This is a genomic window from Burkholderia sp. JKS000303 (genome assembly GCF_002563755.1).
Lineage (GTDB): Bacteria > Pseudomonadota > Gammaproteobacteria > Burkholderiales > Burkholderiaceae > Burkholderia > Burkholderia anthina_B.
Map to the genome: position 1 here is coordinate 1,400,584 of NZ_PDBZ01000001.1, position 12,973 is coordinate 1,413,556.

General features: G+C 66.5%; 13 protein-coding genes. 3 read left to right on the forward strand and 10 right to left on the reverse strand.

Going from position 1 to position 12,973, the window contains the following annotated elements; all coding sequences use genetic code 11:
- Positions 1–2 precede the first annotated feature (2 nt).
- The 6 genes from cheA to flhD form a co-directional block, all read right to left on the reverse strand.
- Positions 3–2,198 carry a chemotaxis protein CheA gene (gene cheA, locus BX604_RS06740; protein WP_098550085.1) on the reverse strand — a complete coding sequence of 732 codons (2,196 nt, stop codon included), beginning with the start codon at positions 2,196–2,198 and terminating at the stop codon, positions 3–5.
- Between the two features lie 33 nt (positions 2,199–2,231).
- The gene (locus BX604_RS06745; protein WP_098550086.1) at positions 2,232–2,609 is read right to left on the reverse strand and encodes a response regulator; all 378 of its coding nucleotides are present in this window, start codon (positions 2,607–2,609) and stop codon (positions 2,232–2,234) included.
- A gap of 24 nt (positions 2,610–2,633) precedes the next feature.
- Positions 2,634–3,653 carry a flagellar motor protein MotB gene (motB, locus tag BX604_RS06750; protein ID WP_098550087.1) on the reverse strand — a complete coding sequence of 340 codons (1,020 nt, stop codon included), beginning with the start codon at positions 3,651–3,653 and terminating at the stop codon, positions 2,634–2,636.
- A gap of 13 nt (positions 3,654–3,666) precedes the next feature.
- On the reverse strand, positions 3,667–4,527 hold the full coding sequence (gene motA, locus BX604_RS06755; RefSeq protein WP_098550088.1) for a flagellar motor stator protein MotA: 861 nt from the start codon (positions 4,525–4,527) through the stop codon (positions 3,667–3,669).
- 156 nt (positions 4,528–4,683) lie between these two features.
- A complete protein-coding gene (flhC, locus tag BX604_RS06760) occupies positions 4,684–5,238 on the reverse strand; it encodes a flagellar transcriptional regulator FlhC (protein WP_057930165.1) in 555 nt (184 codons plus the stop codon).
- A gap of 94 nt (positions 5,239–5,332) precedes the next feature.
- The gene (flhD, locus tag BX604_RS06765) at positions 5,333–5,653 is read right to left on the reverse strand and encodes a flagellar transcriptional regulator FlhD (RefSeq protein ID WP_098550089.1); all 321 of its coding nucleotides are present in this window, start codon (positions 5,651–5,653) and stop codon (positions 5,333–5,335) included.
- Positions 5,654–6,319: 666 nt separating this feature from the next.
- On the opposite strand from flhD, the gene BX604_RS06775 reads away from it, so the two are divergent.
- On the forward strand, positions 6,320–7,384 hold the full coding sequence (locus tag BX604_RS06775) for a glycosyltransferase family 4 protein (RefSeq protein ID WP_098550090.1): 1,065 nt from the start codon (positions 6,320–6,322) through the stop codon (positions 7,382–7,384).
- A gap of 101 nt (positions 7,385–7,485) precedes the next feature.
- Here the strand turns inward: BX604_RS06775 and BX604_RS06780 are convergent, their stop codons facing one another.
- Positions 7,486–7,782 (reverse strand): H-NS histone family protein, encoded by a 297-nt coding sequence (locus BX604_RS06780; protein ID WP_098550091.1) that lies wholly within the window; start codon positions 7,780–7,782, stop codon positions 7,486–7,488.
- 299 nt (positions 7,783–8,081) lie between these two features.
- Here BX604_RS06780 and aqpZ point away from each other — a divergent pair, with 299 nt between their 5' ends.
- The gene (aqpZ, locus tag BX604_RS06785; protein ID WP_098550092.1) at positions 8,082–8,825 is read left to right on the forward strand and encodes an aquaporin Z; all 744 of its coding nucleotides are present in this window, start codon (positions 8,082–8,084) and stop codon (positions 8,823–8,825) included.
- A gap of 105 nt (positions 8,826–8,930) precedes the next feature.
- Here aqpZ and BX604_RS06790 read toward each other — a convergent pair whose 3' ends face one another.
- Positions 8,931–9,764 (reverse strand): Cof-type HAD-IIB family hydrolase, encoded by an 834-nt coding sequence (locus tag BX604_RS06790; protein WP_098550093.1) that lies wholly within the window; start codon positions 9,762–9,764, stop codon positions 8,931–8,933.
- Between the two features lie 201 nt (positions 9,765–9,965).
- Entirely contained in the window at positions 9,966–10,853 is an 888-nt protein-coding gene (locus tag BX604_RS06795; protein WP_098550094.1) for a BadF/BadG/BcrA/BcrD ATPase family protein, read from the reverse strand.
- Between the two features lie 140 nt (positions 10,854–10,993).
- On the opposite strand from BX604_RS06795, the gene BX604_RS06800 reads away from it, so the two are divergent.
- Entirely contained in the window at positions 10,994–11,596 is a 603-nt protein-coding gene (locus BX604_RS06800; protein ID WP_098550095.1) for a DNA-3-methyladenine glycosylase I, read from the forward strand.
- Positions 11,597–11,609: 13 nt separating this feature from the next.
- On the opposite strand, the gene BX604_RS06805 is transcribed toward BX604_RS06800, so the two are convergent.
- Positions 11,610–12,923, reverse strand: a complete 1,314-nt coding sequence (locus BX604_RS06805) for a PepSY-associated TM helix domain-containing protein (RefSeq protein WP_257146280.1) — start codon at positions 12,921–12,923, stop codon at positions 11,610–11,612.
- Between the last annotated feature and the right edge of the window lie 50 nt (positions 12,924–12,973).

Sequence of the window (12,973 nt, forward strand, 5' to 3'; positions counted from 1 at the left end):
AGTCAGAAGATCGCGAGCTCGGCGCCGGCTCGGGCGCCGTGCGTCGCACGGGTTTCACGGTTCAGCGCCGCGACGTCGACGATCAGCGCGACGCTGCCGTCGCCCAGGATGGTCGCCGCCGAGATGCCGTGGACCTTGCGGTAGTTGGTTTCGAGGTTCTTCACGACCACCTGCTGCTGGCCGACCAGTTCGTCGATCAGCATCGCGAAACGGCGCCCTTCGGTTTCCATGATCGTGACGATCCCCTGGGTCGGGTCGGTGCGCGCGTCCTCGACCGAGAACACCTCGTGCAGCGCGACGAGCGGCAGGTATTCGCCGCGCACGCGCACCACGCGCTCGCCGTTGCCGACCGTGTAGATGTCGTCGATCGACGGCTGCAGCGACTCCATCACGAAGTTCAGCGGCAGGATGAAGATCTCGTTGCCGACCTTCACCGACATCCCGTCGAGGATCGCGAGCGTGAGCGGCAGCACGATCCGCGTGGTCGTGCCGCGACCGGCCTGCGACGTGATCTCGACGTGGCCGCCCATCGACTGGATGTTGCGTTTCACGACGTCCATCCCGACGCCGCGGCCCGACACGTCGGTCACCGTCTCGGCGGTCGAGAAGCCCGGCGCGAAGATCAGGTTCCACACTTCGTCGTCGGAGAGGGTGTCGTGCACCTGCATGCCCTGCTTCGCGGCCTTCGCGAGGATCCGTTCGCGGTTCAGGCCCGCGCCGTCGTCGCTGACTTCGATCACGATGTTGCCGCCGTGATGGGCGGCCGACAGCACGAGCTGGCCGACCGCGTCCTTGCCGGCGGCCACGCGCGTGTCGACCGTCTCGATCCCGTGGTCGAGGCTGTTGCGCACGAGGTGCGTGAGCGGGTCGATGATCCGCTCGATCAGGCTCTTGTCGAGCTCGGTCGCCTGGCCGAACGTGACGAGCTCGACCTGCTTGCCCAGCTTGCCGGCGAGGTCGCGCACGAGCCGCGGGAAGCGACTGAACACGTAGTCCATCGGCATCATCCGGATCGACATCACCGCTTCCTGCAGGTCGCGCGCGTTGCGCTCGAGCTGCGCCATCCCGTTGAACAGGCGGTCGTGCAGCGCCGGATCGAACGCGCTGGCCGTTTCGGCGAGCATCGCCTGCGTGATCACCAGTTCGCCGACGAGGTTGATCAGCTGGTCGACCTTCTCGACGCCCACGCGGATCGAGCTGCCTTCGGCGCCCGATGCGGCCGCGGCGGCCGGGCGCGCGCGCTTGTCGTCGTGGTGCGCGGCGGCCGAGGCGGCGGGTTCTGCGTGCGGTGCCGCGTGTGCCGATTGTGCGGGCTCGGCGGCAGGCGCCGGCGCTTGCGGCGCGACGGCGGCCGGTGCGAACACCTCGACCCGCGCGGCGGGTTCGGCCGCGGCGGCCGCGGCGGCCTCGGTCGCGGCCGGCGCGGTGCCGCGTGCGACGCGGATCTGGCTGTCGTCGATCACGAAGCAGCACACGGCGACGATGTCGTCGGACGGCACGTCCGATTCGAGCCACAGCGTCAGGTCGGCACCCGCTTCCTCACGGCCGACGATCACGCCGAGATTGCCGAGCTCTTCGGTGAGCAACGCCCGGTCCTTCGCGTCGACGCCCTTCAGCGTGATCTTCAGGTGCGGGCCGTCTTCGGCGGCGCCGGCAGCATTCGTCGTGCCGGCCGCCGGATGCGCGGCCGCGACGGCCTGCTCGACCACGTGATCGGGGGCGCCGCCGGTGGCGGCCGGCGCCGGTGCAGGCACTCGTGCCGGTGCGGCCGCAGCGACGACGGGCGTGGCATCGGCGGCCCCCGCGCCGCTCTCGGCCTTCAGCCGCTCGAGCTTCGCGCAGATCGTCGCGGCCGCCGCCGCGTCCGGTTCGGCGCTCGCCCGATAGTCGACGAGCTGGTCGGACAGCACGTCCTTGGTCTCCAGGAACGCGTCGACCATTTCCTTCGTCAACGTCAGCTCATGGTTGCGTGCGCGGTCGAGCAGCGATTCGAGGATGTGCGTCGTCTCGGTCAGCGCGGAAAAGCCGAACGTCGCCGCGCCGCCCTTGATCGAATGCGCGGCGCGAAAGATCGCGGCGAGATCCTCGGGGTCGGGCGCGCCGACGTCGAGGTTCAGCAGCAGCTGCTCCATCTGCGCGAGCAGCTCGTCCGCTTCGTCGAAAAAGGTCTGGTAGAACTGCGTGATGTCGAGAGTCATGCCCGGTCACCGATTGGGTTCGTCGCATTCATGTCAGGAAGCCGTCGGCTCGGAGAGCGTCGCGACCAGGTCGACCAGCACGGCCGGGTCGATCGGCTTTTCGATCCAGCCGGTCGCGCCCGCGTCGCGCGCGGCGTCCTTGAAGGCATCGCTGCCTTCGGTGGTCAGCACGAGGATCGGCGTGTCCGCGTACGCGGTGAGCTTGCGCAGCGCGGCGATCACTTCGAGCCCGTTCTTGCGCGGCATGTTCTGGTCGGTCAGCACCAGGTCGTACGCGACGGTGGCGGCCATGTCGAAGCCGGCTTCGCCGTCCGGCGCCATCGTCACGTCGTAGCCCGCCTGCGCAAGCGTCGCCTGCAGCAGCGCACGCATGGTCGCGGAGTCGTCGATGGCGAGAATGGTTCGGATCATGTCTGTCTCGGAATCTGGGAAACGTCAGGGTTTCGGCGCCACGGCGACGGCGCTCGCGAGCACCGGCCGCACCGCCGCCGACGGGCCGCCGAGCTGCTGTGCCAGCAGCTTCGAGCCCGCCGCGTCGGCCGACAGCGTCGTGGTCGTCTGGTCGTCGCGCATCAGCGCGTCTTCGGATTTGCGGTTCAACACGATCACGCTGATCCGGCGGTTTTCCGGATCGAGCGGATCGGCCTTGTTCAGGTTCTGCGTCGATGCGAGGCCGAGCACGCGCATCACCTTCGCCTCGTCCATGCCGCCCGCGATCAGCTCGCGGCGCGACGCGTTCGCGCGGTCGGCGGACAACTCCCAGTTGCTGTAGCCGCCTTCGCCGCCCGCGTACGGCACCGCGTCGGTGTGGCCCTGGACGATGATCCGGTTCGGCACGTCGTTCAGCGTCTTGCCGATCTCGCGCAGGATGTCGCGCATGTACGGCTCGACCTGGTCGCTCGACATCGCGAACATCGGCCGCTTCTGCGTGTCGACGATCTCGATGCGCAGCCCCATCAGCGTCGAATCGATGCGGATCTGCTGCTTGAACTGGCGCAACGTCGGGTTCGCCTCGATCGCCGCCATCAGCTTGATCTGCAGGTCGTGCAGGCGCGCCTGCTCGAGCCGCTCGAGCGCGCCCTGCGCCTGCGCGTGCGACTGCTCGTCGACCGGCTTCGCGACGCGGTCCGCGAGCGACGTCGTGCCGTCGGTGCGGCGCAGCGTGCCCGCGTCGAGGCTCGACAGGTCGCGGCCGCCGCCGTTGATGATGCTGGCTTCCTGCGAGCTGCGATCGCCGCTGCCCAACAACGCGGCCTTCAGCGGCATGTTGAAATAGTCGGCGATTCCCTTCAGCTGCACCGGCGTGACCGAACCCAGCAGCCACATCAGCAGGAAGAACGCCATCATCGCGGTCATGAAGTCCGCATACGCGAGCTTCCATGCGCCGCCGTGGTGGCCCTTCTTCTGCGGCGCCACCCGCTTCACGACGATCGCGCGATCGGTGTTCTTGCTCATCGGGCGCTCCGCGTCACTTCGCCTTCACGCGGCGCACGTGCTCTTCGAGCTCGGCAAACGACGGGCGCTCGGTCGAGAACAGCACCTTGCGGCCGAACTCGACCGCGATCGCCGGCGCATAGCCGTTCAGGCTCGCGAGGATCGTCACCTTGATGCACTGGAACATCTTGGTCGATTCGGCGACGCGCTGCTCCGCAAGGCTCGCGAGCGGCCCGATCAGCCCGTACGACAGCAGGATCCCGAGGAACGTGCCGACCAGCGCCTGCGCGATCATCGCGCCGAGCACCGCGGGCGGCTTGTCGGCCGACGCCATCGTGTGCACGACGCCCATCACGGCCGCGACGATCCCGAACGCCGGCATCGCGTCGCCGACGCGCATCAGCGCGTGCGCGGGGCCTTCGCCTTCCGCGTGGTGCGTCTCGATCTCCTCGTCCATCAGGCTCTCGATCTCGAACGCGTTCATGTTGCCGCCCACCATCAGCCGCAGGTAGTCGGTCAGGAATTCGACGATGTGGCGATCGGCGAGGATCTTCGGGTATTGCGTGAAGATCGGGCTCTTGTCCGGATCGTCGATGTCGGCCTCGAGCGTCAGCGTGCCTTCCTTGCGCGCCTTCGCGAGCACGACGTACAAGAGCGCCATCAGCTCCATATAGACGTCCTTCGTGTACTTCGAGCCCTTGAAGAGCGTCGGGAGCACGCGCAGCGTCGCCTTGATGGTCTTCATGCCGTTGCCGAGGACGAACGCGCCGACGCCCGCGCCCACGATCATCAGGATCTCGAGCGGCTGGACCAGTGCGCCCAGATGCCCGCCTGCCAGCGCATAGCCGCCGAAGACGGACAACAGCGTCACGAGTGTTCCCACGATAATCAGCACTGCCTGTCCCTCACGAAAAACCGGCGGGGAGACCGCCGTTAAACAGGTTTACGGCAGTCGTCAGGAAAACTTTGGCGGCCGTGGGGCGGCAGCGCGGCGGTGTTTACCAGCAATCCCGGCCGGTTCGCGCGGCGCGCGGGCGCCGTCCGGCGGCGCTCAGGCGGCCGCGGCGGCCAGCTCCGCGCGGGCGGCGGCGGCCTTGCGGGTCTTGCCCGCGCGCGACGGCGGCTGGCACAGGCCGCAGACGAAACCTTGATGCGGATCATGCGCATGCGCGACGAAGTGGCCGCCGCAGCGCGTGCACGGGGTCGTCTGCAGCATCCCCGAGTCGAAGAAGCGCACGAGCGTCCACGCGCGCGTGAGGCTCAGCGCAGCCTCGTCGCCGGACAGGTTCACATGCTCCAGATACAGCCGGTACGCCTTCACGATCGACTGGATCGGCTCGCAGCGACCGTGGTCCTGCATGAACCGGTAGATGTTGTAGAACAGCGACGAGTGGATGTTCGGCTGCCACGTCATGAACCAGTCGGTCGAGAACGGCAGCATCCCCTTGGGCGGCGACACGCCCTTCAGTTCCTTGTACAGCTTGATCAGGCGGTCGCGCGACAGGCTCGTCTCCGCCTCCAGCAGCTGCAGCCGGGCGCCCAGTTCGATCAGTTCGATGGCGAGGGTGATTTCCTTCACCTCGATCACGACGCTTTTGCTTGCCATGGTGAATAACCGTCCGCTTGACGTTGTTCGGATGAGTGGCCAATACGACGCCCGCCGGCGTGCTACGCCGGGACGAACGCAAGGCGGGGAAGGGTCAGCGGATGCTTTCGACCGGCTGGCCGGCCATCAGGATGGCCGAGTGTGCGTGCGCGACGACGTCGCTGCGCCCTTTGTCGGCGAGCGAGGACAGCAACGCGTGATCGTCGAAACGGAAACGGCACAGCATCTGGTTCGACGCGGCGAGCTTCACGGTCTGGGCGAGCGTGAGGTTCGCGAGCACGTCGGCCAGTTCCTGCGAGATTCCCATGCGGAACATGCCCATCGCTTTGTCTTCCCGCAGCAGGCGCTGCGCGAGGAGGAGGTACGACAGGTTGACCTCTTTGATCTCACTGAGCATTTCGCTGGTAGCGCTCATGATTCCCCCGTTAAAAGCTTTGCATTGGCCTTTCGTGTTATGAAAACGTTTGCTCGATCAGGGCGCCCTCGGCGCCGGGTCGGCACGTTTATAAGTCTTACAGGGCGAATTTTGGCCAAACGGCATTTATGCCGGTATCAGCGAAGTGGCGCATGCCATGCAGGATTTGTCTGTAAACCGTGTAGGAATTTTTCCGACAAGGCGAATTGAAAGGTAGAAAGCGGGAGGCAGGCGGGGCGCGGATTCGACCGAATGGGTTTCGGCATCGGGCGAATTCGGTAAAAGACCGTCCGGCAAGGCTGCCGGCGGATGAATCGGTAAAAATTATAGTGCTTTTTCACGATAGCGCAACAATAGTTGCTGCTATCTCGCTGCGTGTTTCTGCGCTCTTTTTATCGGGGTTTTCGCGTATTTCATCGTGTAACAAGCCTTAAGTGTTTGAAAAAACACTCGAACCCCGGAAGGCGATACCGATAATGGACTCCAATGGGCGGCGGCGTGAGCCGCGCCGGCCCGCCCCGCAGCTTGCCGCCCGACGTCCCGCGCACCGCGCCACGCAACGGGCCACGTACCGCAGAAAGCGTACGTCGGCGAGTTCCGCAACCCTTGCACCGGACCAGCACACGCACTCGAGCGCTCACGCTGGTCGACACTGGAGAACGCCCCATGCGTATTGCCCAGATCGCGCCGCTTTACGAAGCTGTCCCGCCGAAACTCTATGGCGGCACCGAGCGTGTCGTGTCCTACCTCACCGAGGCGCTCGTCGAGCTCGGCCACGATGTGACGCTGTTCGCCAGCGGCGACTCCGTCACGTCCGCCCGCCTCGAGGCGGCATGGCCGCGCGCCCTGCGGCTCGACCCGTCGATTCGCGATTCGATGGCGCCCCATATGCGGCTCATCGAGCAGGTCGCCCGCGTCGCGCACGAATTCGACGTGCTGCACTTCCACCTCGACTACCTGCCGTTCGCGCTGATGTCGCGTCTCGATACGCCGTACGTGACGACGCTGCACGGCCGCCTCGACCTGCCGGAGTTGCAGCCGGTGTTCGACGCGTTCCCGGAATCGCCGGTCGTGTCGATCTCGAACTCGCAGCGCAAGCCGCTGCCGCAGGCCGCATGGGCCGGCACCGTGTATCACGGGCTGCCCGAGACGCTGCTCACGCCGCGGCCGGACGTGAAGCCCGAATATCTCGCTTTCCTCGGCCGGATCTGTCCCGAAAAGCGCGTCGACACCGCGATCCGGATCGCCGCGCAAAGCGGGCTGCCGCTGAAGATCGCCGCGAAGGTCGACAAGGCCGACGCCGACTACTTCAAGGAAGTGATCGAGCCGCTGCTGGGCGAAGCGCATGTCGAATTCATCGGCGAGATCAACGAGGCGCAGAAGCCGGCGTTCCTGTCGGGCGCGAAGGCGCTGCTGTTCCCGATCGACTGGCCGGAGCCGTTCGGCCTGGTGATGATCGAAGCGATGGCTTGCGGCACGCCGGTCGTTGCGTTCAACCGCGGCTCGGTGCCGGAGGTGATCGAGGATGGGGTGACCGGCTTCATCGTCGAGGACGTGCAGGGCGCGGTCGGTGCGCTGCACCGGATCGACAGCCTGTCGCGCGACGCGATTCGGGCGCGCTTCGACACGCGTTTCAGCGCTAAAGCGATGGCGCGACGTTATGTCGAAACTTACGAATCGCTTTGCACGACGGCAAAACAGCCGACCTTGCGCCGGGTCGCGAGCGCCTGACGCCGAAATTCATCAGGAAATATTCTGTAAAATTCGCGCCGAAATCCGTCGCGTAAAACCAAAGAGCCGCATCGACGATGCGGCTCTTTCTTTTTTACCGGTCATTGGATCAGGAAACGATCGCGGTTTTTCCCGACGATCCAATTCGGCGGCTTACCGCGGCCACTCCACGTGGCGCCCGACTTCGGATCCTGGTATTTCGGCGGCAGCGGTGCCTTTTTCGGCGGACGGCCGCGCCGCGCTCGCTCCGCGAAGCCCAGGTCCTCGGCCGTGAGGCCATATTCGGCAATCATTCGCTGGACGTCGGCAATCACCGCCGCCACTTCCTGACGCCGCACGTCTTCCGCCTGAGCCTGCAGATCGGCGATTTGCGCCTTGAGTTTCGCGTATTGAGACATTTTTCGACTCCCCTTTTTCATGATGCGGTTCCGGCGAGTCTGGCCGGAACATCGACACCCGTTACGTCATCTGTACTGACGCGCTGCCCTTCGACATTAATGCCGTCATCTTTAACCGATTCGGCTATATCGAGAATGCGGACTTATTCTAATAAGAGCCATTCGTCAGCCATTCAAATTTAACAATCGTTGACCCTCAACCAGCCGATTCATTTCCTATAATCCAGACCAATTCCGGGCGACGGGATTATTCAGCACGTCGTCCGATTGTCATCAATCCACTCGAACGAGGTCCTTACATGAATCTTTCTCAGCGTCTGGCTGCAGAGGTATTCGGCACGTTCTGGCTGGTGCTCGGCGGGTGCGGAAGCGCCGTGCTGGCTGCCGCCTTTCCGGGCCTCGGCATCGGCTTTGCCGGCGTCGCCCTTGCATTCGGCCTGACCGTGCTGACGATGGCATTCGCGATCGGCCATATTTCGGGTTGCCACTTGAATCCGGCAGTGAGCGTCGGCCTGACGGTCGCCGGCCGCTTCCCGGCACGCGATCTCGCACCGTACATCGTCGCGCAAGTCGTCGGCGCCACGATCGGCGCGTTCGTGCTGTATCTGATTGCGTCCGGCAAGCCGGGCTTCGACGTCGTCGGCAGCGGTTTTGCGACGAACGGCTTCGGCGATCGCTCGCCCGGCCACTACTCGCTCGGCGCGTCGTTCATCTGCGAAGTCGTGATGACGGGCTTCTTCCTGTTCGTGATTCTCGGCGCGACCGACAAGCGCGGTGTGCCGGCAGGCTTCGCGCCGATCGCGATCGGGCTGTGCCTGACGCTGATCCACCTGATCTCGATTCCGGTCACCAACACGTCGGTGAACCCGGCCCGCTCGACCGGCCCGGCGCTGTTCGTCGGCGGCGATGCGATCGGCCAGCTCTGGCTGTTCTGGGTCGCGCCGCTGATCGGCGCGGTGCTCGCCGGGATCATTTACCCGCTGGTCGCCGGACGCGACGATACCGTCGACCTGCTGCCCACATCCGCTCGCACAAGCGAATAAAACACTACGGGGTCACGCGAGCAGAGCAGCGAGCCTCACGCTGTCCAACAATATCGAGGCAAGTCATTTCGACGGGCGCCATGGGCGCCCGTTTTTCATTTCCGCTCAGGAAGCGGCGACGCCGTCGAGGGTGTCCTCGAGCGAGAACAGCGTGCGCAGGTGACGGGCGACGCCCGCATCGAAGTTGTTGCCGATGCGCGGGATGTGCGGCAGGTGCGCGATCAGATCGGGATTCGCGTTGTTCATCATGAACGCGTGACCGGCGGTTTCGAGCAGATCGATGTCGTTCATGTTGTCGCCGAATGCGATGCAGTGGCCGGTGTCGACGCCGAGCCGCCCGAGCACCGCGCGCAGCGCACGGCCCTTCGACACGTTCGCCGTCATCACTTCGAGGCAATCGGGCAGCGAGTACGTGACGTACAGCGCATCGCCGAACTGCACCCGCATCTGCTCGGCGACCACCGCCAGATCGGCCGGCTCGCCGATGTACAGCACCTTCGCGATGTCGGCGCCGTCGTGCGCGGCCATGTCGATCACGTCGTACCGGAACCCCGAATCCTGGTGGAATTCGAGCAGGTGCGGCGCGTCGCGATCGATCAGCCAGCCGCGGTCGGTGAACAGGTTGACGATCACGCGCCCGTGCGCGCCGACCACGCCCGGCTGCACGAGGCCGCGGACAATCGCCGGATCGATGTCCTGCGCATGGATCGCCGTGTCGTCCGGCGCATGCACGCGCGCACCGTTCGACGTGATCAGGTACGGCCGGATGCCCAGCACGTCGCGGATACCGGCGACGTCCGCGTAATGGCGCCCCGTCGCGATCACGAACTGCAGGCCGTCGCGGTCGAGCCGGCGGACGGTCTCGATCGTGTACGGATCGAGCTGGTGGTCGCTGTTCAGCAGAGTGCCGTCGAGATCGGTGGCGATGACTTTGTACATGGCGGGCGGGGTAAAAGGCGCGCAGGATTCTGCGGAACCGTCATTTTAACGTCGTGCCCGGAGGCACGTCGGGCGGTTGGGGAATGGAGACTGTGTGCCGGGTTTCGCCCTTCGCCCTTCGCCCTTCGCCCTTCGCCCTTCGCCCTTCGCCCTTCGCCCTTCGCCCTTCGCCCTTCGCTGGCAAGTCTGCCGTTTTGCCGTTCAGCCCGCTTCGGCGTCTTTCAACGCCCGCAGCGCAAGCCGCAACGCACCGTGTGCGGAATCGTCGATCGGTGCGCGCAGCCGCGCGGCATAGCGCGCGGGTACCGCCGGCGCGAGCGCGTCGGCGAGCCCGCCACACAGCGCGATCGGCAACGCCTGATGCGGATCGAGCGCATCGATCATCTTGCCGATGTCGTCGCCGGCCTGCGCGATCAGCGCTGCAGCATAAGGATGTGTGCGGTGCGCGAGCACGATCGGCGCCAGGCTCGCGTAGATCGTCTGACTCGCATCGCATGACCACTGGACGAGTGCGTCGCGGTCGTGCGCGCCCGTCTCCGCGAGCAGCACATCGGCGAACGCGTCGCACGGCACACGGCCGTCGAGCGCCTGCTGCGCATACGCGAGCGCGCGCATGCCGAGCCATGCGCCGCTCGCCTCGTCGCCAGACGGAAAGCCGAAGCCGCCCGAGATGCGGCAGGTGCCGGCCGCATCCAGCGACGCCGCGATGCTGCCCGTGCCGAGCGCGACGATGAGCCCTGGCGCGCCGCCGTGCGCGCCGACGACGGTCGTATAGGCGTCGCTCTCGATCGCGATCGCGAGCGCGCCGAGCGGCGCTTGCGCGCGGAACGCGGCGAGCCACGCGGCATTGTTGACGCCCGCGAGCCCGCAGCCGAGCGCGCACTGCGACCAGTCGAACGCGAACCCCGCGCGCCCGAACGCGTCGGCACAGGCCGCGCCGATCGATGCCCACGCGCGCTCGATGCCGAGGCCAAGGCCCGACGGACCGCCACGCCCCTGCGCGAGCTCTTTCCCGTGCCGATCGGCCAGTACCACGCGGGTGCCCGTGCCGCCGCCGTCGACCCCGATCGCAAAAAGTAATGCCGTCATGCCTTGACCCCGCTGATTCGAACAGGCGCCAAGCTTAACCGGATCGGCACCGCGCGCCCATCTGCCGTTCGGCCAGCTATCCCGTGCATGGGGCTTCCGCTATGCTGGCGCGATCGAATCGACACTGGACGAGGCTGACGATGTCGCAGCGGTGCAATTGGGTGAAGACGGAAGCGGATGCTCACTATCACGATACCGAATGGGGGGTGCCGTCGCATGACGACCGCCACCTGTTCGAAATGCTGATCCTGGAGGGTGCACAGGCAGGGCTGTCATGGTCGACGATCCTGAACAAGCGAGCCGGCTATCGCGAAGCATTCGCGGACTTCGACGTCGACGCGGTCGCACGCTTCACGCCGAAGCGCATCGAGAAACTGCTCGAGAATCCCGGCATCGTGCGCAACCGCGCGAAGGTCGAGTCCACGGTGACCAATGCGCGGGCCGTGCAGCGCATTCGCGACGAGCACGGGTCGCTCGCGCAATTCCTGTGGTCGTTCGTCGACCATACGCCGATCCAGAACGCGTGGGAATCGTATCGCGACGCCCCCGCGTCGACCGCCGAGTCCGACGCGCTCAGCAAGGCGCTGAAGGCGTACGGCTGCAAGTTCGTCGGCTCGACGATCTGCTATGCGCTGATGCAGGCAACCGGGATGGTCAACGACCACGAGGTCGGCTGCCCCTGCCACGCGCAATGCGCGGCGCTCGGCGGCAAGCAGTCGGCACGGCGCCGCAACGCGGGCTGAAAGCGGCGAGGCCTTATCGGCCAGCCGGATCGGCGACCCGCCGGGCATCGGCAGTCGCCCGCGCCCCGTCGCGACCGGGCCTGTCGCCGGGCGCGTCACGCGTGACGACGTCGGCGAGGCGGCCCGCACGCACACTGCGCGCCGCCCGCCCCCGTGCGCCGCGCTTCTTCACCCAGATACAGATACCCGTCACGCTGAGCATCGCGATGACGATGCCGAGCACACTCACCGCAATACGGCCCGCCACGCCGGCTATCCGCCCCGAGTGCAGCGGAAACTGCGCCTGCATGAACAGGTCGCCGGCCGAGCCGCGACCCGGCACCTGTGCGGCAACGGGCTTGCCGGTCACCGCATCCCAGTAGAGCCACGCGTTGCCGAGCCCGACGTCGCCGTGATCGTTGCCGGGCGTGAAGAACCCGACCGCGTAAACATTCATCGCCGGCGCGAACAGCAGCGCGCCAGGCGGTGCGGCGATCCCGGCTTCGCGTCCGGCCGAGCGCGCGAGTTCGACGATCCGCTCGCGCGGCAGCACCTGACTGCCCGGCGGGGCCGGCGGAAAATGCTCGGGATTCGTGTACGGCGTCTCGGCAAGCGGTGAAACCAGCGACACGAGCGGACGCACGACCGGGACGGCGAGATTCATCGAGATCGATGTGACCGCAACGACCAGCAGCAGCCCCCACACCCAGACGCCGCCCGAGCGGTGCAGGTCGAACACGAGCGGATAACCGCCGCGCCGCACGCGAAACGCGAACGACTTGCGCCAGCTTTTGGGGTTCGGGAACGCGAGCACCAGCGCGATCAGGCTGTCGAGCGCCCAGACGATGCCGACCATGCCCATCACCCAGAACCCGAGGTTGATCCCGCCATACATGGGCAGAAACAGCGAATAGTGCAGCCGGTAGATGAACGGCATCAGATCGAGCCGCGCGAGCGACAGCGCGCCCCATTCACGGCGCGCCTGCACGGTGCCCGTCGCGGGATCGACCGCGATCTGGTTGAAGTCGAGCACGGGCAACCGGCCGGTCTTCGAATCGACGCGCGGCATCACGCCCGCCTGCAGCGTGTGTCCCGGCTCGGTCGCCAGCGGCAGGTAGGTCACGTGGACGCGCGGATCGGCAGCTTCGATGCGCGCCGCGAGCGCGAGCGGCGTCAGCGGCGCGGCATCGCTGCGCGCGACGTAGAAATTCGGGTTCAGCGCGGCGTCGAGTTCGTGATCCCAGGCGATCAGCGCGCCGGTGAGGCCCGCGACGAACAGGAACAGCGCGATCGCCAGGCCGAACCAGCGGTGCAGGCGAACGAGGAACGGTCGCAGGAGCGCATTCATCGCGCGCTCCGCGAAAGAAAGGCGGGCCGGCGCGAACGGCGGCTCCGAAT

Bases quoted from the DNA above. Each gene is read 5' to 3' on its own strand.
- flhC (WP_057930165.1), bottom strand. From the start codon at position 5,238: ATGGCAAGCAAAAGCGTCGTGATCGAGGTGAAGGAAATCACCCTCGCC.
- cheA (WP_098550085.1), bottom strand. From the start codon at position 2,198: ATGACTCTCGACATCACGCAGTTCTACCAGACCTTTTTCGACGAAGCG.
- aqpZ (WP_098550092.1), top strand. From the start codon at position 8,082: ATGAATCTTTCTCAGCGTCTGGCTGCAGAGGTATTCGGCACGTTCTGG.
- BX604_RS06780 (WP_098550091.1), bottom strand. From the start codon at position 7,782: ATGTCTCAATACGCGAAACTCAAGGCGCAAATCGCCGATCTGCAGGCT.
- flhD (WP_098550089.1), bottom strand. From the start codon at position 5,653: ATGAGCGCTACCAGCGAAATGCTCAGTGAGATCAAAGAGGTCAACCTG.
- BX604_RS06775 (WP_098550090.1), top strand. From the start codon at position 6,320: ATGCGTATTGCCCAGATCGCGCCGCTTTACGAAGCTGTCCCGCCGAAA.
- BX604_RS06790 (WP_098550093.1), bottom strand. From the start codon at position 9,764: ATGTACAAAGTCATCGCCACCGATCTCGACGGCACTCTGCTGAACAGC.
- BX604_RS06795 (WP_098550094.1), bottom strand. From the start codon at position 10,853: ATGACGGCATTACTTTTTGCGATCGGGGTCGACGGCGGCGGCACGGGC.
- BX604_RS06800 (WP_098550095.1), top strand. From the start codon at position 10,994: ATGTCGCAGCGGTGCAATTGGGTGAAGACGGAAGCGGATGCTCACTAT.
- BX604_RS06745 (WP_098550086.1), bottom strand. From the start codon at position 2,609: ATGATCCGAACCATTCTCGCCATCGACGACTCCGCGACCATGCGTGCG.
- motB (WP_098550087.1), bottom strand. From the start codon at position 3,653: ATGAGCAAGAACACCGATCGCGCGATCGTCGTGAAGCGGGTGGCGCCG.
- BX604_RS06805 (WP_257146280.1), bottom strand. From the start codon at position 12,923: ATGAATGCGCTCCTGCGACCGTTCCTCGTTCGCCTGCACCGCTGGTTC.